Origin of the sequence: Riemerella columbipharyngis (assembly GCF_900101995.1) — a bacterium.
GTDB lineage: Bacteria > Bacteroidota > Bacteroidia > Flavobacteriales > Weeksellaceae > Riemerella > Riemerella columbipharyngis.
Genome location: NZ_FNAS01000010.1, coordinates 1 through 20,041, shown reverse-complemented (window position 1 = coordinate 20,041; position 20,041 = coordinate 1). Strand labels below are relative to the sequence as shown.

23 protein-coding genes and 2 tRNA genes are annotated in these 20,041 nt (G+C 37.7%); 6 read left to right on the top strand and 19 right to left on the bottom strand.

Annotation, left to right across the window (positions count from 1 at the left end; all coding sequences use genetic code 11):
- Nucleotides 1–89: 89 nt before the first annotated feature.
- Genes BLS89_RS06460 through BLS89_RS06440 form a run of 5 tightly spaced genes read right to left on the bottom strand, consistent with a single transcriptional unit; the run spans nucleotide 90 to nucleotide 3,835 of the window.
- Nucleotides 90–890 (bottom strand): enoyl-CoA hydratase/isomerase family protein, encoded by an 801-nt coding sequence (locus BLS89_RS06460; RefSeq protein WP_092736751.1) that lies wholly within the window; start codon nucleotides 888–890, stop codon nucleotides 90–92.
- Between the two features lie 16 nt (nucleotides 891–906).
- Nucleotides 907–1,764, bottom strand: coding sequence for a glucose-1-phosphate thymidylyltransferase RfbA (gene rfbA, locus BLS89_RS06455; protein ID WP_092736749.1), 858 nt, complete (start codon nucleotides 1,762–1,764; stop codon nucleotides 907–909).
- Nucleotides 1,764–2,843 carry a dTDP-glucose 4,6-dehydratase gene (gene rfbB, locus BLS89_RS06450; protein WP_092736747.1) on the bottom strand — a complete coding sequence of 360 codons (1,080 nt, stop codon included), beginning with the start codon at nucleotides 2,841–2,843 and terminating at the stop codon, nucleotides 1,764–1,766. The genes rfbA and rfbB overlap by 1 nt, the downstream gene beginning before the upstream one ends.
- 9 nt (nucleotides 2,844–2,852) lie before the next feature.
- Complete coding sequence (gene rfbC, locus BLS89_RS06445; RefSeq protein WP_092736745.1) at nucleotides 2,853–3,398, bottom strand: dTDP-4-dehydrorhamnose 3,5-epimerase; 546 nt, start codon at nucleotides 3,396–3,398, stop codon at nucleotides 2,853–2,855.
- Nucleotides 3,398–3,835, bottom strand: coding sequence for an adenylyltransferase/cytidyltransferase family protein (locus BLS89_RS06440; protein ID WP_092736743.1), 438 nt, complete (start codon nucleotides 3,833–3,835; stop codon nucleotides 3,398–3,400). Before BLS89_RS06440 ends, rfbC begins: the two co-directional genes overlap by 1 nt.
- A gap of 147 nt (nucleotides 3,836–3,982) precedes the next feature.
- On the opposite strand from BLS89_RS06440, the gene BLS89_RS06435 reads away from it, so the two are divergent.
- From BLS89_RS06435 to BLS89_RS06425, 3 genes are read left to right on the top strand one after another with little or no spacing between them, the layout of a single operon-like run.
- A complete protein-coding gene (locus BLS89_RS06435) occupies nucleotides 3,983–5,320 on the top strand; it encodes a UDP-N-acetylmuramate--L-alanine ligase (protein ID WP_092736741.1) in 1,338 nt (445 codons plus the stop codon).
- Between the two features lie 31 nt (nucleotides 5,321–5,351).
- Nucleotides 5,352–6,002, top strand: a complete 651-nt coding sequence (locus BLS89_RS06430; protein ID WP_092736739.1) for a hypothetical protein — start codon at nucleotides 5,352–5,354, stop codon at nucleotides 6,000–6,002.
- 39 nt (nucleotides 6,003–6,041) lie between these two features.
- Nucleotides 6,042–7,460 carry an L-serine ammonia-lyase gene (locus BLS89_RS06425; RefSeq protein WP_092736737.1) on the top strand — a complete coding sequence of 473 codons (1,419 nt, stop codon included), beginning with the start codon at nucleotides 6,042–6,044 and terminating at the stop codon, nucleotides 7,458–7,460.
- On the opposite strand, the gene BLS89_RS06420 is transcribed toward BLS89_RS06425, so the two are convergent.
- From BLS89_RS06420 to BLS89_RS06395, 6 genes are all read right to left on the bottom strand, one after another.
- On the bottom strand, nucleotides 7,457–8,233 hold the full coding sequence (locus BLS89_RS06420; RefSeq protein ID WP_092736735.1) for an alpha/beta fold hydrolase: 777 nt from the start codon (nucleotides 8,231–8,233) through the stop codon (nucleotides 7,457–7,459). The two genes, BLS89_RS06425 and BLS89_RS06420, sit on opposite strands and share 4 nt — an antisense overlap.
- Nucleotides 8,234–8,249: 16 nt before the next feature.
- Nucleotides 8,250–8,663 carry a type II 3-dehydroquinate dehydratase gene (aroQ, locus tag BLS89_RS06415; RefSeq protein WP_092736733.1) on the bottom strand — a complete coding sequence of 138 codons (414 nt, stop codon included), beginning with the start codon at nucleotides 8,661–8,663 and terminating at the stop codon, nucleotides 8,250–8,252.
- A 57-nt stretch (nucleotides 8,664–8,720) separates the two neighbouring features.
- A tRNA-Glu gene (locus BLS89_RS06410) sits at nucleotides 8,721–8,792 on the bottom strand.
- 17 nt (nucleotides 8,793–8,809) lie between these two features.
- Nucleotides 8,810–9,067 (bottom strand): 30S ribosomal protein S20, encoded by a 258-nt coding sequence (gene rpsT / locus BLS89_RS06405; RefSeq protein WP_092736730.1) that lies wholly within the window; start codon nucleotides 9,065–9,067, stop codon nucleotides 8,810–8,812.
- Nucleotides 9,068–9,148: 81 nt separating this feature from the next.
- Nucleotides 9,149–9,220 (bottom strand) — tRNA-Glu (locus tag BLS89_RS06400).
- 50 nt (nucleotides 9,221–9,270) lie between these two features.
- The gene (locus BLS89_RS06395; protein WP_092736728.1) at nucleotides 9,271–10,578 is read right to left on the bottom strand and encodes an N-acetylmuramoyl-L-alanine amidase family protein; all 1,308 of its coding nucleotides are present in this window, start codon (nucleotides 10,576–10,578) and stop codon (nucleotides 9,271–9,273) included.
- Between the two features lie 45 nt (nucleotides 10,579–10,623).
- On the opposite strand from BLS89_RS06395, the gene BLS89_RS06390 reads away from it, so the two are divergent.
- The 3 genes from BLS89_RS06390 to BLS89_RS06380 are packed head-to-tail and all read left to right on the top strand — an operon-like array spanning nucleotide 10,624 to nucleotide 14,084.
- A complete protein-coding gene (locus tag BLS89_RS06390; protein WP_092736726.1) occupies nucleotides 10,624–13,218 on the top strand; it encodes a putative LPS assembly protein LptD in 2,595 nt (864 codons plus the stop codon).
- 50 nt (nucleotides 13,219–13,268) lie between these two features.
- Complete coding sequence (locus BLS89_RS06385; protein WP_092736843.1) at nucleotides 13,269–13,649, top strand: RidA family protein; 381 nt, start codon at nucleotides 13,269–13,271, stop codon at nucleotides 13,647–13,649.
- On the top strand, nucleotides 13,650–14,084 hold the full coding sequence (locus BLS89_RS06380; RefSeq protein WP_092736724.1) for a hypothetical protein: 435 nt from the start codon (nucleotides 13,650–13,652) through the stop codon (nucleotides 14,082–14,084).
- A gap of 46 nt (nucleotides 14,085–14,130) precedes the next feature.
- Here the strand turns inward: BLS89_RS06380 and BLS89_RS06375 are convergent, their stop codons facing one another.
- The 8 genes from BLS89_RS06375 to BLS89_RS11210 all read right to left on the bottom strand — a co-directional run bounded on the left by BLS89_RS06375 (nucleotide 14,131) and on the right by BLS89_RS11210 (nucleotide 19,712).
- The gene (locus BLS89_RS06375; RefSeq protein ID WP_092736722.1) at nucleotides 14,131–14,601 is read right to left on the bottom strand and encodes a DUF6702 family protein; all 471 of its coding nucleotides are present in this window, start codon (nucleotides 14,599–14,601) and stop codon (nucleotides 14,131–14,133) included.
- 45 nt (nucleotides 14,602–14,646) lie between these two features.
- Nucleotides 14,647–15,360, bottom strand: coding sequence for an LOG family protein (locus BLS89_RS06370; protein ID WP_092736720.1), 714 nt, complete (start codon nucleotides 15,358–15,360; stop codon nucleotides 14,647–14,649).
- A gap of 5 nt (nucleotides 15,361–15,365) precedes the next feature.
- Nucleotides 15,366–16,085 carry a nucleotidyltransferase family protein gene (locus BLS89_RS06365; protein ID WP_092736718.1) on the bottom strand — a complete coding sequence of 240 codons (720 nt, stop codon included), beginning with the start codon at nucleotides 16,083–16,085 and terminating at the stop codon, nucleotides 15,366–15,368.
- Nucleotides 16,085–17,281: a bifunctional phosphopantothenoylcysteine decarboxylase/phosphopantothenate--cysteine ligase CoaBC gene (coaBC, locus tag BLS89_RS06360; RefSeq protein WP_092736716.1), complete on the bottom strand. Its 1,197-nt coding sequence runs from the start codon at nucleotides 17,279–17,281 to the stop codon at nucleotides 16,085–16,087. Before coaBC ends, BLS89_RS06365 begins: the two co-directional genes overlap by 1 nt.
- 288 nt (nucleotides 17,282–17,569) lie before the next feature.
- Entirely contained in the window at nucleotides 17,570–18,478 is a 909-nt protein-coding gene (locus tag BLS89_RS06355; protein ID WP_092736714.1) for a hypothetical protein, read from the bottom strand.
- Entirely contained in the window at nucleotides 18,468–18,785 is a 318-nt protein-coding gene (locus BLS89_RS10825) for a hypothetical protein (RefSeq protein ID WP_221403656.1), read from the bottom strand. The genes BLS89_RS06355 and BLS89_RS10825 overlap by 11 nt, the downstream gene beginning before the upstream one ends.
- 130 nt (nucleotides 18,786–18,915) lie before the next feature.
- Entirely contained in the window at nucleotides 18,916–19,587 is a 672-nt protein-coding gene (locus BLS89_RS10820) for a hypothetical protein (protein ID WP_221403655.1), read from the bottom strand.
- Nucleotides 19,584–19,712, bottom strand: a complete 129-nt coding sequence (locus BLS89_RS11210; RefSeq protein WP_262501482.1) for a hypothetical protein — start codon at nucleotides 19,710–19,712, stop codon at nucleotides 19,584–19,586. Before BLS89_RS11210 ends, BLS89_RS10820 begins: the two co-directional genes overlap by 4 nt.
- Nucleotides 19,713–20,041 lie beyond the last annotated feature (329 nt).

Sequence of the window (20,041 nt, the reverse complement as noted above, 5' to 3'; positions counted from 1 at the left end):
AATATTTAACAAAGGTAAGGTAATTTTTTATATTATGTATTTTACAGCTTTGTTGTCTGGTGGTAGTAAAATTTAGAAATGTACTGAGATTATTTACCTTTAAAAGTAGGCGTTCTTTTATCTATAAAAGCAGCGATACCTTCTTGAAAATCTTCTGATTCTGCTGCTTCTTGTTGAAGTATTCCTTCCAGATCCAACTGCTCGTTCAGAGAATTATCATAAGATTTATTAAATGCTTTTTTAGTGAGAGCTAATGCCACGGTTGGCTTCATTGTGATTTGTTCCAAAACACTCATTGCTTTTACTTGAAATTCATCTGCCGAGAAAGTATCTGCTACAATTCCCATTTGCTTGGCTTCGTTTGCGGATAGCTTTTTCCCTGTGAAAGCCAAGTAAAATGCTTGTGCTCGGCTCATTAGTTTGGGTAAGAAATAGGTTCCTGCAGTATCCGGAATTAAGCCTAAATTAGAAAATGCTTGAGAAAAATAGGCGTTTTCTGAGGCTAATGCAAAATCACAAATTAAAGCTAACATTGCTCCTGCACCCACTGCAGGACCATTGACTAAAGAGATTACTGGTTTTTGGGCATTGATGATAACTTGGACTAAAGGATTGTAATAATCAACGACTATCCTTTGTATAAAACGCTCTTCGTGCTTTTCGTCTTTATAAGACAATGCCTCTTTAAGGTTTTGTCCGGAACAAAAAGCCTTTCCTTTTCCGGAAATAGCAACGCAGCGGACATTGAAATCTGCATTACAATCTTGTACAAATTTTTTTAATTCTCTGAGCATTGTCTTGGTAAGACTGTTGTAAGTCTCAGGCTGGTTGAGATAGGCAATTTGTAGCTGTCCCTCAAAGTGAGAATCTATTTCTATCTGTGTGTACATATATGATTTCTTGTTGTTAGAAAATATTTTTTAGATAATCTCCGTAACCACTTTTACCGTATTTTTCGGCTGCTTTTAGTACTTGTTCTTTGTTGATGAATCCTTTTTTGTAAGCGATTTCCTCGATACAAGAGATTTTGAATCCTTGGCGTTTTTCTAAGACTTTTACAAACTCTGAAGCCTCGTGCAAGGAGTCAAAGGTTCCTGTATCCAGCCACGCCGTTCCGCGAGACATTACGCCTACTTCTAATTCACCTTTTTCTAAGTAAATTCTGTTGATATCTGTGATTTCCAACTCACCGCGTGCAGAAGGTTTTAAGTTTTTTGCAAACTCCACCACTTGGTTGTCGTAGAAATAAAGCCCCGGAACCGCATAGCTGGATTTTGGATGAGTAGGTTTTTCTTCAATGGAAATTGCTTTTTGGTCTTTATCAAATTCTACAACACCGTACCGCTCTGGATCCGTAACTTTGTAGGCGAATACACAGCCTCCTTTTATATTGGTTTTACTCTCTAAAAGCTGGGACAGCCCTGCTCCATAAAAAATATTATCCCCTAATACCAAGGCTACGGAATCATTGCCGATAAACTCTTCTCCAAGTATAAAAGCTTGGGCTAATCCATCAGGACTTGGCTGTATTTTATACTCTATATGGCAGCCAATCTGAGAGCCGTCTCCGAGGAGCTTCTTGAAATTTTCTTGATCGTGCGGCGTGGTGATTATGAGTATTTCTTTAATCCCTGCTAATAGCAAGGTGGATAGTGGATAATAGATCATTGGTTTATCGTAAACAGGCATAAGTTGCTTACTCACAGCAATGGTAAGAGGATACAGACGCGTACCGGAACCTCCGGCTAATATAATGCCTTTCATTATTTATACTGTTTACTATAATATTCTTGATAAGCTCCACTAGTAACATGCTCTAACCATGCTTTGTTCTCCAAAAACCAATCAATCGTTTTGGCTAAGCCTTGTTCGAATGTTACACTTGGTTTCCAGCCTAAATCTTTGTTGAGTTTTGTGGCATCTATGGCATAGCGTTTGTCGTGTCCCGGGCGGTCTTTTACAAAAGTAATCAATCGCTCTGAATAACCTTCAGGACGACCTAATCGAGCGTCCATTTGTTTAATCAATTCCTTGATGAGGTCTATGTTTTGCCATTCATTCCATCCTCCGATATTGTAGGTTTCTCCGGTTTTGGCTTCGTGGAAAATTTTAAAAATAGCCTTAGCGTGATCTACGACAAAAAGCCAGTCCCTCGTATATTTCCCATCTCCATAAATAGGAAGAGGTTTTTCATTGATGATATTAAAAATACATAGTGGGATTAGCTTTTCAGGGAAATGATTTGGTCCATAGTTATTAGAACAATTGGAAATAATATAAGGAAGTCCATAGGTGTTTCCATAAGCTCTTACCAAATGATCACTGGCAGCCTTACTGGCGGAGTAAGGTGATTTTGGATCGTAAGGTGTTTCTTCTGTAAAAAAACCGGTTTCGCCCAATGCTCCATATACCTCATCTGTAGATACATGGTAAAATAGGTTTTGCCTCTCCTCATCGGGAAAGTTCCCGTGCGTATGTTCGGGATTCAGCGTCCAAAATTCTTTGCAAAGATTGAGAAGGTTAGCCGTTCCTATTACATTGGTGTTAATGAAGGCATTCGGATCTGTGATGCTTCTATCCACATGGCTTTCTGCGGCTAAATGTACCACAGCATCAGGGCAGTACTTTTCAAAAATGGCTCTAAGTTCTTCGGTATTTGTAATATCGGCTTTTTCAAAAATGTAATTAGGCTCGTTTTCAATATCTTTGAGGTTCTCTAAATTTCCGGCATAAGTGAGAGCATCTAAATTGATGATTTTTGTTTTTGGTAAGTATTTTACAAACTCTCGAACGACATGGGATCCTATAAATCCAGCCCCTCCAGTGATTATAATAGATTTCATAGTTTTTAATTAAAAATTTTTAGCTTTAAATTTTGGCATTGCTTTATCTTTTTCAGATAGGATGATATCATTAGGAGGTAGTTTCCAGTCTATTGCCAAATCAGGGTCGTTCCAAATAATACCTCCTTCGGATTCTTTGTTGTAATAGTTATCACACTTATATGAAAATATTGCGGTTTCACTAAGTACGGCAAAACCGTGAGCAAAACCACGAGGAATGTAGAGTTGGTATTTATTTTCTTCAGTTAGTTCTACTCCAATCCATTTGCCAAAACTTGGCGAGTCTTCTCTAAGATCTACGGCTATATCCCATACTTTTCCCTCGAGACAAGATACTAACTTAGCTTGAGCGTGTTCCCCTTTTTGCAGATGAAGACCTCTTAGTACCCCGTACGAAGATTTAGAAATATTATCTTGAACAAAATCTCCGGATAGCCCTGATAGTTCTTCAAATTTTCTCTGGTTATATTTTTCGTAGAAATAACCTCTCTCATCATTAAATATTGTAGGTTCTACGATAAAACAATCTTTAAGAATAGTTTCCTTTAGTTTCATTATTTGTTGTACTTTTGAGACTCTTGCTCGTAGATTGCTTTTTTCAGTGCCGAGCTGGAAAATCTATGGTCTCTCTTATTGTAATAGATTTCAATTCCTTTTTGTTCGCAGTAGTCTTTACCTGTAAAATTCTTATCGCGATAGTCATCACCGATAATCCGAATGTCAATAACAAAAGATTTTAAGATGTCCAATAAATCTTGTTCTGTATTATAAGGGACAATTTCATCTACTGATTTACAAGCTTTCAGCTGAATATACCGCTCAACTACAGACTGGGCCGGTTTGTTTTTTTCCGGTCTGTCAAGAGTAGGATCCATTTGTAGCCCTACGATAAGGTAATCGCATACCGCCTTGGCTTCTTCAAGCATTTTTATATGTCCTGCGTGTAACAGATCAAATGCAGAAAAAGTAATGCCTATCTTTTGTGTCTTCATATCTTTTTATATCAGTTATAGAGTACAAATATAATACTTTTCAAAGGATTTTCATATAAAATAGTATTTCTTAGTGGGCTAATTTGTCAAATCATTCGATGTTCAATATAAGGAAAAAATATTACCTTTGCTAAAACGATTTGAATTTTGAAAACACACTTCATTGCAATAGGGGGGAGTGCTATGCATAATTTGGCAATAGCACTAAAAGACAAAGGGTACGAAGTATCGGGATCAGACGATGCTATATTTGAGCCTTCTAAGTCGAGGTTGGAAAAAAAAGGTATTTTACCGTCAGAATTGGGATGGTTTCCAGAGAAGATTACTCAAGATATAGATGCGGCAATTCTTGGGATGCACGCCCATCAGGACAATCCTGAATTAGCCAAAGCTAAGGAACTGGGATTAAAAATTTATTCTTATCCCGAGTTTCTGTACGAACAAAGCAAAAATAAAACAAGAGTAGTGATAGGCGGTTCCCATGGTAAGACAACGATTACCTCTATGATACTTCACACGCTGCAATTCCATCGTAGAGAGGTAGATTATATGGTGGGTGCCCAGCTGGAAGGGTTTGATTGTATGGTGAAAATTACGGATGATAATGATTTTATGGTTTTGGAGGGCGATGAATATTTGTCGTCACCTATTGACAGCCGTTCGAAATTTCTATTGTACCACCCCAATATAGCGTTGATTTCCGGAATTGCGTGGGATCATATCAATGTATTTAAGACATTTGAGGATTATACCGTTCAGTTCAAAAAATTTGTAGAGACCATTACGCCCGGTGGTATTTTGGTTTATAATGAAGAAGATAAAGAGGTAGTTAAGGTGGTGGAAAATGCAGAGAATTATTTCAGAAAAATCCCTTATTGTACCCCTAAATATAAAATAGAAAATGAAACGGTTTTTCTTCAGACGGAAATGGGCGATATCCCTCTTTCTATATTTGGGCGTCATAATCTTCTTAATATGGAAGGTGCAAGGCTCATATGCCAGCAGATGGGTATTATGGAGGAAGAATTTTATGAAGCGATAATGAGTTTCAAAGGGGCTTCCAAAAGACTGGAAAAAGTAGAAAGGCTGGATGGCGGCATTTTATATAAAGATTTTGCCCACGCACCCAGTAAGGTAAGTGCTACGGTAAAAGCATTTGCAGAGCGTTTTAAGAAAGAGAAAACTTACGCATTTTTGGAGCTTCATACTTATTCTTCTCTTAATCCTGTTTTTTTGGAGCAGTATGCACACAGTCTGGATCTGGCAGATGAAGCAGTGGTCTTTTATTCGGAAGAAGCACTTAGAATAAAGAGAATGGAGCCTATCTCACCGGATTTGATTAAGGATAAATTTAAGAATTCTAACTTAAAAGTTTTTACGAATGCTGAGGATTTGCACTGCTATTGGCAATCTTTGGACAAAACAAACGGTGTGTTTCTAATGATGAGTAGCGGCAACTTCGGAGGATTGGATTTGGTGCATTAATCTTTTGCATTGTTTTTGCATAGGGAGTATTATGCCTAAAAAATTGTATATCATTAGTGGTCTCGGTGCGGGTTATGATGTTTTAGAAAAAATAAAATTTCCCGAAACGGTAGAACCGATATTTATACCTTGGCTGGTTCCCGAAAAAAACGAGAGTTTCCCTCATTATGTAGAAAGAATGGCTTCGGGGATTAATGGCGAAGAAGGATTTTTTTTAATGGGATATTCTTTCGGGGGATTTATTGTTCAAGAAATAGACAAGATAATACCCGCCGAAAAAGTGGTTATTTTGGCTTCTATAAAATCGGATAGTGAGAAACCTTTTTTATTGAAAATGTTCCAAAGAACAAGATTAGCACCGTTCATTCCTATTTGGATATTCAATGAGAAGTCTTATCGGTCTTATATTTGGTTTAGGAATTTAATTACGTCTAAGGGGATTAAAGTTATGCGATTTTTTAAGGTAAAAGATGCTTATTATCTGAAGTGGTCTATTGCTAAAATAGTGCATTGGCAGTTTAGTGCTAATCATAAAACAATACAAATATCAGGCGATAAGGATATCGTTTTTCCTATAAAAAACTCTAACCCGGATTATATCATCAAAGGAGGAACCCACCTTTTTCCGGCGATAAAGGCAAATGAGGTATCCCGAATTTTAAGTGAAATTTTCAGATGTTAGATAATAAAATTATCTTTGCCACCCTAAATTTGACAGAGTATGCAGTCTATAAGTGTTTTTGAAATTATAAAAATTGGGATAGGGCCATCCAGTTCTCACACTATGGGGCCGTGGAATGCAGCAGAATTGTTTCTTGCACTTATCCGCAGAACTCAGCCGTTGGAAAATGTGAAGGAGATTTTCGTAGAGTTTTTTGGCTCTTTAGCAAAGACAGGCGTGGGGCATGGTACGGATATAGCCGGAATTTTAGGACTTAGCGGTGAAGATTTCAAAACGATAGACACGACTAAGATTGATGAAAAAATAGAGAAAATAAAATTATCGAAAAGGCTGTTATTGGGCGGAGAAAAGGAAATCCCTTTCGTGTATGGTAAGCATCTTGTCCTTAATATGGAAAAAAATCTTGATTTCCATCCTAATGGAATGATTTTCAAAGTGATATTTGAAGATGGAACTGAAGTTGCCCAAGATTATTATTCCGTAGGAGGAGGTTTCGTAGCAACAAAGGAAGATAATACCCTTGAGCAGTCGTGCATTCGTACGCTTTACCCTTGCCATAAGGCAAAAGATATCCTTTATTATTGTGATAAATTAGGCTTGGATAGAATGTCTGATTTGGTTTATATCAATGAGGAATCTTGGAGAGACAGAGCAGAGACGGAAGCCGAAGCTCTTTACATCTGGAAACAGATAAAAGAATGTATTTATAAAGGGGTTAATAAAGAAGGGGTATTGCCCGGAGGGCTTAATGTAAAACGCCGTGCGGCAGGGCTTAATCAAAAACTTTTAGGCGGCAGAACCTATCAAAATATAGACCAATGGTTTGAGATGATAGCAGGCTCCGAAACGGATTTTGTTTCTACTACAAAGTGGGTATCTTGCTTTGCACTTGCTGTAAATGAAGAAAATGCCAGTTTTGGGCGGATTATTACGGCACCCACTAATGGAGCGAGTGGCGTAATCCCTGCTGTACTCATGTATGCACAGTCTTTTACGCAATTTAATACGAGTGATGATATTATTCGTTTCTTGTTAGTGGCGGGGGAGATAGGTACATTGTTCAAAAAAAATGCAACGATATCTGCAGCGGCGGGCGGTTGTCAGGCAGAAATAGGCGTATCTTCGGCTATGGCTGCGGCAGGGCTTACTGAGATATTGGGAGGAAATCCGGAGCAAGTATTGATGGCTGCAGAAATTGCAATGGAGCATCATTTGGGGCTCACTTGCGACCCTATCAAGGGATTGGTTCAGATACCGTGTATAGAGCGGAATTCTATGGGGGCGATAAAGGCTATTACAGCCGCAAACCTCGCTTTGGAAAGCGATCCTAAACACGCAAGGGTGAGCTTGGACGATGTCATAAAATCTATGTGGGATACTGCTCAAAATATGAATTCCAAATACAAAGAAACCTCAGAGGGCGGTTTAGCTATTTCTGTAAATATAGCGGAGTGCTAAACATTCCAAAGCAACTCTCTGTTAAGTATTGCGGCACATATTTCCGGGCGTTCCCAGTGTCCGTTGTGTCCGCAGTCTAAGATATAAGATTTTACAGAAGGTTTATCGGGGAGGTGGACTATCGTGCTATAAACTTTTACCGTCGTATCGTGTTTCCCTGCTAGAACCAAAACTTTGGCATCTAAATGTTTCAGTACTTTCCTTTTGTTGGTACGCTCTATCATCCCTTTTGTAGCGGCAAGGGTACCTTCGGGGGTAGTAGCAAGAGCTATATTTTTAGCTTTTTCTATTTTGTCTGCTAGTAATAATTTTTCGTTAGGGTTGAATAGATTGGCTACGCCGGCATTGACATAAGCTCTGAAGTTTTCTTTGATAATCCTAAAACTCTTTTTACGCATCTCTTTTTTGGCATCATCATCGGGATAGTAAGTGGAGAAAAACAGCGTGATACTTTTTAGTCTATCGGGGAATAATTCGGCAAGTTCAAGGGCTACATATCCGCCCATAGAGTGTCCCAAGATATGGCATTTTTCTATTTTCAGTGAGTCTAAAAGTATCTTTACTTCTGCTGCCATCATACCCATAGTGTGTGTGTCCGATATAATGGGCGATTTCCCGTGTCCCAACAAATCTACCTTTATGAGCCTGAACTTATCCGATAGAAAAGGCTCCATATCTTCCCATATACTTAGGTTTTCCATAAAGCCATGCAGAAGAACAAGGTTTTCGGTGCCGTTCCCTGATATTTCGTAATGGAGTTTGTTTTTGTCCATCTGTTTTGAGTTAATTTTATTTTTGGATTAAAGATAACATTGCCAAGCGGTAACTGTCTAATCCGAATCCGGAAATAATACCATTGGTATAGGGTGCCGTGACAGACTTTTGGCGGAATTCCTCTCTCTGATAGATATTGCTGATATGAACCTCTATTTTAGGTTTTGAGATGTTTTTTAGAGCGTCTGCTATGGCATAAGAATAATGCGTGTAAGCCCCTGGGTTTATGATAACGGCATCGTAATCGTTTTTTTGTAAGCAGTCTATGATTTTCCCTTCTATATTGGATTGAAAGTAAATGATTTCTGTGGAAGAGAACTCTTGGTTAAGTTCTTCCAAAATACTATTCATAGGTCGGGAGTCGTATATTTCGGGTTCTCGTGTTCCGAGTAAGTTGAGGTTGGGACCATTGATGATGAGTATTTTCATATTGTTGAAATTAGGTTTAATATAAAAACAAAAGTCATCCTAAATTGGATGACTTTGTAGCCCGTAGGGGAATCGAACCCCTCTTGCAAGAATGAAAATCTTGAGTCCTAACCGATAGACGAACGGGCCATAATAAGTTTTAATAATCAATAACCTAAGCTATTTACATGTTTTGTTAGCTTACTTTTCAAGTTTGAAGCCTTGTTTTTATGAATGATATTTTTCTTAGCCAATTTATCGATAAGAGAAATTACTTTTGGTAACTGCTCAGAAGCCACTTTTTTATCTTCTTCATTTCTCAATACTTTCACGGCTGTTCTTGCTGTTTTGTGATAGTATCTGTTACGAAGTCTTCTCGCTTCGTTTTGTCTGATTCTCTTGAGTGCTGATTTATGATTTGCCATAATTCTTAAAACTTGGGTGCAAAGATATGCATTTTTTTTAAACTACAAAATTTTTTCTAAAATTTTTTATTTGCTAATTTGTAGCCTATAGGGGAATCGAACCCCTGTTGCAAGAATGAAAATCTTGAGTCCTAACCACTAGACGAATAGGCCGTTGTTTTTTGGGACTGCAAAAATAAAAATATTTTTTGAATCAGCAAATTTTATTCAACTTTTTCTATCACAATATTGTTGATTCCTTTTTTGCTAAGAGTTTTCATCGTATCTATGGCATCCTCTATCTTTTTAAAATTACCATAGGTATAGTAGAATTTTCCGTGTTTTTTTGTTCTTTTTACTCCATTTAAAAGGTTTAGAATAAACGAGTCTGAACCTAATTTTTTCTCTGTTACGATCAATTCGAGAGTGTAGTAGCCGTTTGCTAAAGATTGATTAGGCATAAAACCTATTGCTACGGCATTTCTGAATCCTGCTCCTTTAGCTGTTTTTACATTGTTGTCTCTTATAGAGGCAAGGTTAGTCGTACCGTAGTAATACTTATAAAGGTCGTTTTCTTTCATTACAAAAATATAGTTAAGCCCTTTGAGCGCCACATCATTAGTGTTGAACCTCTCGGGAGTAGACATCAAAAGCACACGATAGTCATTCTTTAGAGGTTGCTCCTTAGGTTTTGTGGGAGTGTTGTTTGCAGAGTTAAAGCTACTATTTCTTGTCTCTTTTTTTTCGACAACATTTTTATATTTGATAATGGCTTCATAGATGCTTTTTGCGATTTCATTTTGTCCGTTTTCCGACGCCAGATAATGGGCTTCCGTAGGATTGCTGATGAATCCCATTTCTATAAGTACGGAAGGCATTGCATTGAGCCTTAGTACATGGAGGTTTTTTTGTTTCACCCCTCTGGAGAGGCGGTGGTCGTTATTTACGAAATTGTCTTCTACATAGCTTCCGAATAGTAAACTCGCTTCTAAATACTTACTTTGCTGAAGTTTCAGTGCAATGAGAGATTCCGGCGATTTTGGATCGTAGCTGGAGAATTTTTTTCGGTCTTCGGAGTCCAAATAGATTACATCGTTTTCGCGTTTAGCAACCTCCAAGTTTGTGTCGTTTTGATCTGGACCTTGCACAAAGGTTTCTGTACCATAAGGGGCTTTCCTTGCACCTGCACCATTGCAGTGTAGGGATATGAATAGGCTGGCTTTTACGCGGTTTGCGAGGTCTGTTCTATCACCAAGGGTAGGATAGACATCGGCTGTTCTGGTGTAGATGACTTTTATATCTTTGTTTTGTTCTAATAGTTTTCCCAGCTTCAGGGTTACTGCGAGCGTAACATCTTTTTCGTTGACCATTCCCAAATCCGAATAGTAGGTTTTTGTGCCGGTATCTTTACCACCGTGTCCGGCATCAAGGACGATGGTGAATTTTTTTTGAGCATTAAGCCCTATAAATATTATACATAGAACTAAAGTGAAAATTTTTTTTAAGTTAAATATACCTTTAAGTATGTTCATTTCTATAAAATTATTTAATTTTGACACCAAATATCCATAAAAAAATTGGCTAAAAACGGTTTCAAAAATACTTTACAAATTTTAATTATCCTAATTTTTAACAGTTTTTTTGCACAGCAAAAACTTGCAACTAAGAAAACTGCAAATGTAGGAACGGATGAGGTAAGCACCAAAGACTCTCTAAAATCCCAGAAAGAGGAGCTGGAGGGTACGGTGAAATGTAAGGCTCTAAATATGAGTAATGACATTCCAAAGAAAATGACTTTCCTCCAAAAAAATGCAGAAATCCAGTATATGGATATGACGATAGAAGCAGATTATATTTCTATCAATTGGGAGACAGGAGATATCTATGCGAGAGGAGAAATAGACAAAAATGGTAAAATCATAAAACCGGCAGCCTCTGTTCAGGCAGGACAAAAATACGAATACAATGAGGTGAAATTCAATTTCAAAACCAGAAAAGCCATCGCCTATAATGCCAGAACAGAAGAGCAGGAGGGAGTGATAGTTGCCCAAAAGACAAAAAAAGTAAATGACTCTGTCTTCTATATGAGAAATGGACTCTATACTACGGATGATTATTTCATTAAAAAGAAAGATACGGTATCCGATTATTATCTATTAGCCCAGAATATTAAATTAGTAAAAGGAAGAAAAAGTTCCAAAGTCATCACAGGTCCCATTCAGATGTATGTAGAGCGTGTGCCTACGCCTTTGGTTTTGCCGTTTGCTATTTTGCCTTTTTCGTCCAAGAGATCTGCCGGGCTTTTGATACCGAGCTTTGGAGAGCGTATAGATGTTGGTTTTTTCTTGAATAATTTAGGATACTATCAGCCTATAGGTGACCATTTTGATTTAAAGGTTTATACCGATTTTTATACGAAGGGAAGCTGGAATATTCGTCCGGAGTTATCGTACAGAAATAGATATAAATACTCTGGCAGTTTTTCTGCAGACATAGGGAATACCGTGAGGGGGATAAAAGGACTTAGCGATTACTCCAAATCGAGAACCTACCGTATCGCCTGGACGCACACGCAAGACTCTAAAGCCAATCCTTTCTTTAATTTTTCGGCATCTGTGGATATTGTCAGCAGTAAGTTTTATAATAATACCATCAATAATAATTATATATTTAATCAGAATGTCCTCAATACCCAGCAGAACTCTTCCATAAGTGTAACCAAGCGTTTTCTGAACCTGCCTATTACAGTTACGGGAAGTGCCTCTTATTCTCAAAATTTTGCAACAGGGGAGACTAATATCAGGCTACCTCAGCTCAATGTAGCGGTTAACCAGTTTTATTTATTCAATCCCAAATCGGGAGTAAGAGAAGGATTGTTGCAAAATATTAATGTCAATACAAGTTTGAATTTTAACAACTATGTGAATACCAACCAGAATGAAGTATTTACAAAGAGAATGTGGGACAAGATGCAGACCGGAGTCCAGATACCATTATCCATTAGTACAAATACCACCGTATTCAAGTATTTTACTTTTTCCCTGGGGGTCAATATGCAGAATGTCCTTACTACGAAAACTTTGCAGAAGTCTTATAATCCTATTCTTAATGTAGTGGAAAATACTTATAATAAAGGCTTGGCGGGGTATTCTACATTCTCTACTTCAGCAAGTTTGCAAACGGTATTGTACGGGCAAAAGAATTTTAGAAAAGGTGCTTCTATACAAGCCGTAAGGCATATGATTACCCCGAGTGTCGGATTTTCTTATACTCCTGATTTTGGGAATGCTGGCTGGGGGTATTACAAAAATTTCTATGATGCTTCGGGAGCACAGTCGCTGTATTCCATATTTGACGGAACCGTGTTTGGCAGTCCGTCCAGAGGGCTTTCCGAATCCATAAGTTTTAATATTAACAATAACTTAGAAATGAAAGTACGCTCTCGTAAGGATTCCTTAGGCGTGAAAAAAATTAAAATATTTGAAAACTTAAACATATCGGGGAGCTATAACTTTGCCGCACCCAAATTTAAGTGGTCTGTATTCAGTATCAGTACACAGTCTTCGTTCTTCAAAAACAAGCTTAATATCAATACGAGCTTGTCGTTAGACCCATATAAGATAGTCTATCATCCGGGGAGTGATGTCGGTGAGCGTTTGGAGCAGTTTGGCCATTTTAGCATTCAGAATTTTAATGTGCAAATGTCTTTTCCGCTTAATAATGAATTGTTTACAGGAGACGAGAAAAAAGACTATGCCAAGCTTTACAAGAAGAAAGGTGCGGTAATGGGCGAGGCTTATTATTTTGATGACGACGGCTACGCCCACTTCAGCCAGCCTTGGTCGCTCAATGTCAATTCTACCTACAGCTATACGCGTTCTCTCAGTCGATTTGGTTCTAAGGTGGCTACTGTAGGCATAGACGGCAGTATAGCCCTTACACCTTATTGGAATATTACAGGAAGCACTAATTATGATTTTATACATAAGGAATTGGCATATACGCGATTGGGATTTTCAAGAAACCAGAGAAGTTTCACGATTAATTTTAATTGGGTTCCTTTTGGGCGATACAAGGTTTATGACTTTTATATAGGTATTAAGGCAAATATACTGAAAGATGCAGTGAAGTACCAAGATAGAAGTTTTCCACAAACGAGTAATGATTTTTAGCTGAAATTCCAATAAAAAAATTATCTTTGTGTTATTATAATTTGATGGATATGAAAAAAATTATCTCAACACCAAAAGCTCCTGCTGCCATAGGGCCTTATGCCCAAGCAAATTATATCAATGGAATTTTGTACATATCGGGGCAGATACCGTTGAATCCGGAAACGGGGCAGTTAGAGGATGGGATAGAGGATGAAACCCATCAGGTAATGAAAAATCTGAAAGTAATATTGGAAGAAGCGGGACTCACTTTTTCCAATGTGGTCAAAACAACAATTTTCCTTAAAAATATGGATGATTTTGCTGTAATGAATGATATTTATACATCTTATATGGATATGGAGAATCTTCCGGCTCGGGAGACGATAGAAGTAAGCTGTCTACCAAAGAATGTAAGTGTAGAAATATCAATGATAGCACATAGGTTTTAGATGGAGTTTATAAGGAATACATTAGGAGTAATAGTAGGATTAGCAATGTCTTTTGTTATCATTACCGTGGGGGTCAGGCTAAATCCTTCATGGGTAAATTACGACTCTTTTTCGCCTTTTGAACATTGGGGGAGTGTCCTTTTTGCAGCGAAAGACCACCACGAAAATTATTTTTTCGTGGCATTGCTTATTTCTTCCGGTGTCGCCGCTACTATCGGCGGAGTGGTTACAGCTGTTATTGTTCCTCGTGCTAAAGTAGCTTATGCAATACTTATTGGTTTTATTTTGCTTTTTTTAGCAATGATAGATGTCGTTGTCTTTCCGTATCATCCTACTTTTTATAAGATTACGATTTTCCTTGTATTTTTTCCGTTCTCGTGGGTGGGAGGTAAAATCGTGGAGGTGATATTTGAAAAAAAGAAAATAAAAAAATAGGCTCCAAAAAATTCGGAACCTATTCTTACTAAATAATTATGAGAAATTAAAAAGAAACTTCGCTTACTTCGTCTCCTTTGGTAAAGGTCATATTTTTTTGATTGCCTTTGTAGGATATATTTACTACATTTAGTTGTTTAGGATATATGTCCAAAAGCAACGCGTTTTTAATCTTAATCGTACTGATGGAAGTTACATTTCTTACTTCATAGTTTATCCACACGCTTCCGCCTTGAGTCTGGCTTCCTGTAAAAACGAGGTTTTGGGAATTTCCGTTAATAGACACGCTCATTTTGCTGTTCACATATTTCTTTACTTCTGCCTCGAAAGAAGCGGTTTTAGGGTCTATATTTATTGCTTTAGAAACATGGTCTGTGTTGAGTTTTGTTGTGAATTTTAGGGTATTGGCACTTTCGTCATAATCTACCTTTGTCATAGAAGAGAAGAAATCCTTCACGGTAAAACTCATCGTTAATAATAGAGTTAAAATACCTATAATGCTTAAAAACTTTTTCATTTTCGTTTATTTTTTATAATCAATATCTCAAGTATTATGCCAAAATTAAAAATTTACACTGATAGAGTACTTGTCGTAGAAGGCTTTAATGTGTGCTACAGCATCTTCGGCGGTATCTACTACACGGAATAGGCTTAGATTTTCTTCTGCGATAAGTCCTTTTTTGAGCAGAGTGTTTTTGAACCAATCCAAAAGTCCGCTCCAGAATTCGGAACCTACCAGCACGATAGGGAAGTGGCCGATTTTTTTAGTTTGGATAAGAGTAAGTGCTTCCATCAGTTCGTCTAAAGTACCGAAGCCTCCCGGCATTACTATGAAACCTTGGGAATACTTTACAAACATAACTTTTCTTACGAAGAAATAATCAAAACTAAGCCCGAGATTTTTTGTGATAAAGGGATTAAAATGTTGTTCAAAAGGTAATTCTATATTCAGCCCAATTGATTTTCCATTGTTTTCAAAAGCTCCTTTGTTTCCAGCTTCCATAATGCCCGGTCCACCACCTGTGATGATGCCGAAGCCTAAGTCTGTTATCCTTTTTGCAATATCTGTTGCCATTTGGTAATATTCGTCTTCGGGTTTTAGTCTGGCAGAACCAAAAATAGACACGCAAGGTCCTACTTTTACCATTGTTTCGTAGCCGTTTACCAGCTCAGCCATTACTTTGAATACCATCCAGCTGTCTCGTGTGATGCTCTCGTCCCAAGTTTTAGGGCGGAATACATCGTTTATTTTTTCGTCGATTCGGTTGTTGTTCATTTTTTTTAATAATGGTTAAATATTTTTTCTGCTAAAGAAATGGCTTCGGGTTTTCCCACATCTATCAGCTTTGCACGGTGTTCAAACCCTATAATCAATCTGCCTGCCATCATATCAAGGTATTCTTCCATAATGGAAAATTTTCCTTTTCTTTTGATATGGTCAAAGATTTTGGAGGACACACAGTGAATGCCGCTAAACGCCAATTCTCTAAGGTTAGTATTTTTTTTTGTGAGTTTTTCTTCGCCTGTTTTTAAGTTTTTCCAGCCTCTCAGTATTAGCCCGTCATCAAATAATAGTTTTCTGGAGCTTTCTCTATCGGACACGGCAAGTGTCGCTACTTTATCATTTTTTTTGTGGTAAGAGATAAGTTCTGTAATATTTAAGTCTGTGAGAATGTCGGCATTCATTATCAAAAAATCTTGTTCCGACTCTAAGAATTTTTTTGCAAATATTAGTCCGCCGCCTGTTTCCAATAGTTCTTTTCTCTCGTCTGATATTTCAATATTGACGCCAAAGTTGTTGTTTGCCCTGAGGAAATTCTCTATCTGTTCGCCAAAGTGGTGTATATTAATGACAAAATTCTTGATACCAAACTTTTTCAAGAATAAGATATTTAGTTCCAATAATGGTTTGCCGTTGACCGGGGCCAATGCTTTTGGGTGATGGTCCGTGAAAGGGCGTAGGCGTGTGCCTTTTCCGGCAGCGAATATTAGAGCTTTCATTAGTGTTTTATATTTTTTTCAATGAAGTTTAGGATATCGTCAGCCACTTCGTTTTTGGGTTTTACAGGAAATTCGATTATATCACCTTTAGTAATGATTTTTATTTTGTTGGTATCACTTTGGAAGCCTGCACCTTTGTCTTTTAGGGAGTTTAGTACAATCATATCCAAGTTTTTTTTGTCTAATTTTGTTTTGGCATTAAGTTCCTCATTTTCCGTTTCCAAAGCGAATCCTACTAAATATTGATGGTTTTTTTTTTCGCCCATCGTTTTTAGGATATCCGGATTTTTTACTAATTCTATGGACAGCGTGTCATCGCTTTTTTTGATTTTTTCTTTGGAGGTTATTTTAGGTGCATAGTCCGCTACGGCTGCACTTGCGATGGCAATATCTACATTCTCATAAAACTTGAATACCGCTTTGTACATTTCCTTTGCGGAAGTTACTTTATGGATTTCTATGTTTTTATGAGATGCTTTTTCATTCGTAGGCCCCGAAACGAGGATGACTTTTGCCCCTCTTTCAGCACAGGTTTTAGCTATGGAATAGCCCATTTTTCCCGAAGAATGATTGCCAATGAACCTTACAGGATCTATGGCTTCGTAGGTAGGACCTGCGGTAATGAGTATCGTTTTTTGGTCTAAAGATTTTTGTTGATTGAAATGGGCATCCAGTATCTGAAATATGGTTTCCGGTTCTGCGAGTCTTCCTTCGCCGCTTAGTCCGCTGGCTAATTCCCCGTTTTCGACGGGAATGATGGTGTTTCCAAAGCTCTCGAGAGCCTCTATATTAGACAGGGTAGAAGGGTGTTTGTACATATCCAAATCCATAGCCGGAGCAATGAATACGGGGCACTTGGCAGAGAGGTAGGTAGCTAATAAAATATTGTCGCATAATCCTGTTCTCATTTTTGCCAATGTATTAGCGGTACAAGGGGCAACCACCATGGCGTCTGCCCAAAGCCCTAATTCTACATGGCTGTTCCATTCCGAATTAGAATTGTAAAAATCCGAGTACACAGGATTTTTAGACAATGTAGAAAGGACCAATTTTGAGGTAAATTTTTCGGCATAAGGTGTCATAATTACCTTTACTTCTGCATTAGCTTTCACCAAAGCTCTTACCAGATAATTGATTTTGTAGGCGGCAATTCCCCCCGTTATTCCGATTAGTATTTTTTTTCCGTCTAACCCCATAAGTATTAAATAAGCCACGAAATTAAGAAAAATTTCTTATTTCAAATTTTGCAGAGTCTGGCTTGGCTTAATAGACTGTTTTAATTTCTTGAAAACTTTACAGTTATAAAAAGTTTTTATAATTTTATAGTGCAGATGACTTGTGAAAGAATCCGTATGACGGGGAGATAGATATAAAGCCTGCAATGCCCTGAAAATCTCGGGCGAGTCCAATTAAGTTCGTGAAAATTACCACTACGGTGGGTGTCTCTATTAAGAGGACTGTTTTTCAGCTAAATACTTATCTTATTATTCTCTCAAAAAACCATACGCATATACTTTTGGTGTGATTTTTTCAGCTAAATTTTTTAAGTTTTCTTTTAGATTGTTCATCAGTCCGGTATATGCAGCGTCATCGCTTTTGGCATTCATTTTCCCTTTGTCGTTACGCCCTTGGAAATGAGCCCTAATGTCGTATAGACTTGCATTCGGATTGGCATCTGTTTGTGTATGGTAGTATTTCCAAAGTTCTTTTCCGGCATCAAAAACAGCTTGTGCTTCCGCCGAAAAGGAGATAGGAGCTTCGGGAATCAGGCAGGTGGGTTGTTCGTCTGATGATGAGGTAAACAGTTGGTTTTCTTCTTTTTTATTGCCTAATTTACCTTTTAAGAAATCCGTCATAAAATGGCTTTCAAAACGCTCTTTGGCATCTACTTCTTGTTCGGTAAAGGGTATCCAGTGGTTTATACCTTCTTGGGAAGAAATTCTGTTTTGAGAATGAAAAATCGTAAACGCCAAGCAATCACTTTGAAATTCTTTATCCGTTTTCCATCCGTCATTAGGGTAGAGGAATTGGTCACGATCGTTGAGCCAATCGGCTGCAATGCAATGACGAGCGGAAAAATAGATTATTACTTTGATTAAATTTTGCTTATCAATATTTAATGTTGACCTATATCTCCTATTACTTCTGTCGGATAATTTTACAATATATCTATTTATATTGACAGAACTCTGTCCTTGAAAATCATTAGATCCGCGACTACTGAGATGTCCAATTCTATTTTCATCATCCAATATTTCACTAAAAATCCATTTATTTATTCTTTCTACATCATCATAAGTATAATCCGCAAAACGAAATATCCAGTTTTGTAAAACGAAATATCCAAAAAAAAAGCCCCGTAAAAACACGAGGCTTTCATTATTATTCTCCAAGATACTTAAAGCTGCAAGTCGCTCTAAAATGACCGCCGTATCCGATATTTTTTCTCGCTATATCACTCTTGCTTGATTTACGGATACTATTCATATTTCTAAGCTTGTTGCTTCCGTAAAGAGATTGGTTGCTAAAACGCCATTTCTTGCTGTTAGACAAGGCTTTTATAAGTCTGGGGTGAGATGTCTTGAAATAAGTAGGATAACATTTTTCCGCCCTATTTTTGCCCTCTAAATACATCTGACAACATTCTTCTAAGAATCTTAAACCTATCCCTACCCCCTGCCATTCTGGTAATACTACCAAGCGGACTGCTCTGTATGCTTTTACTTGAAAGAAGGGTGTGAATGCTAAGTGACAAACGGGCTTTCCATCAATAATACCTATATAATATTCCCCAGCAATAGATAGAGAGCTTTTCAGATAATGATGCTCTTCAAATAGCAGCTTCCACCAAGTTCCGTTTGTTTTCCAAATTTCCAGCTTGATAGGTGGTCGTTTTGGGACTTTTTTTTACTTCCGACAATCTCGTATCATAAACCCAATCTGGTTGCAACCACTCTATAATATCGTAATGACAAGAAAGAAGCACTATTTGCCTTTTCTCTTTTCTTCTCCACGCTTTAGCAAACGCGGAGGCTCCTATCTTAGCTATTTGCCTATCCACCACAGATGTGAACTCATCTACTACTATTTTGTCTTTATCTTCACAAATAAGTCGCGCTAAGCCTGCTCTAAATTGCTCTCCGTTACTTAATACCTTGAATGGACGCAGCCACGCGGGTACATCTCCAAGTCCTACTGCAGAAAGAGCAGAGGTTACTTCATCCATTGATTTATCGGGAGCTATATCTTCAATAATAGGCAAATCATCATTCCATCCCTCTCTGAGATTTATAATGCCGTTTTCCCATATTTTTGAACCGATAGAAGTCTTACCGCTTCCGGAAGCTCCGACAATAAGCCCTATTTGCCAATCGCTATCCTCTATTGGTAGTTCTGCAATGTGTTCCCACTCGTGCCCGCTTTCCGCATTGAACAATGATTTTACTTTCTCTGCTCGAAAACTTTTGAAATTTTCGCAAGTGTGTTTTACTTCAATTCTCATACTGATACTATCTTTAAATCGTTAAACCCTAAATTCTTAAGTTGTTCAAAAACTTTCTTTTGCTCCTCCTCGCTACTACACTTCACGATGACAGCATGCTGTTCTTTGTAGTTGAATTTTGTCATTTCTATATTTAATTTTAATTAATTATCTTTGTCGCTCTCACATCTAAATACAAAAAGCACAAGGTAACAGAAGACCTTTGTCCTCCGTAGCCTTGTGCTTGTATTTTTTAAAGATGTGAGAGTTTTTAAAAAAGCGGAGGACTTTTTTTAAGCCTATCCTCCTTTTTGGCTTTAAAGGGCTTTTTAATCTCTTTTAAAAGCTATTCGCTCTCTTCGCGACTTTCCTCTTGTTTCGGATTAATGATTTCTAATATCGTCGCAAATGCCTCATTTACTATTTGCAAATCATTCACGTTATTCACTCCTTGTCCGTTGAGGTTAAAGCCCCC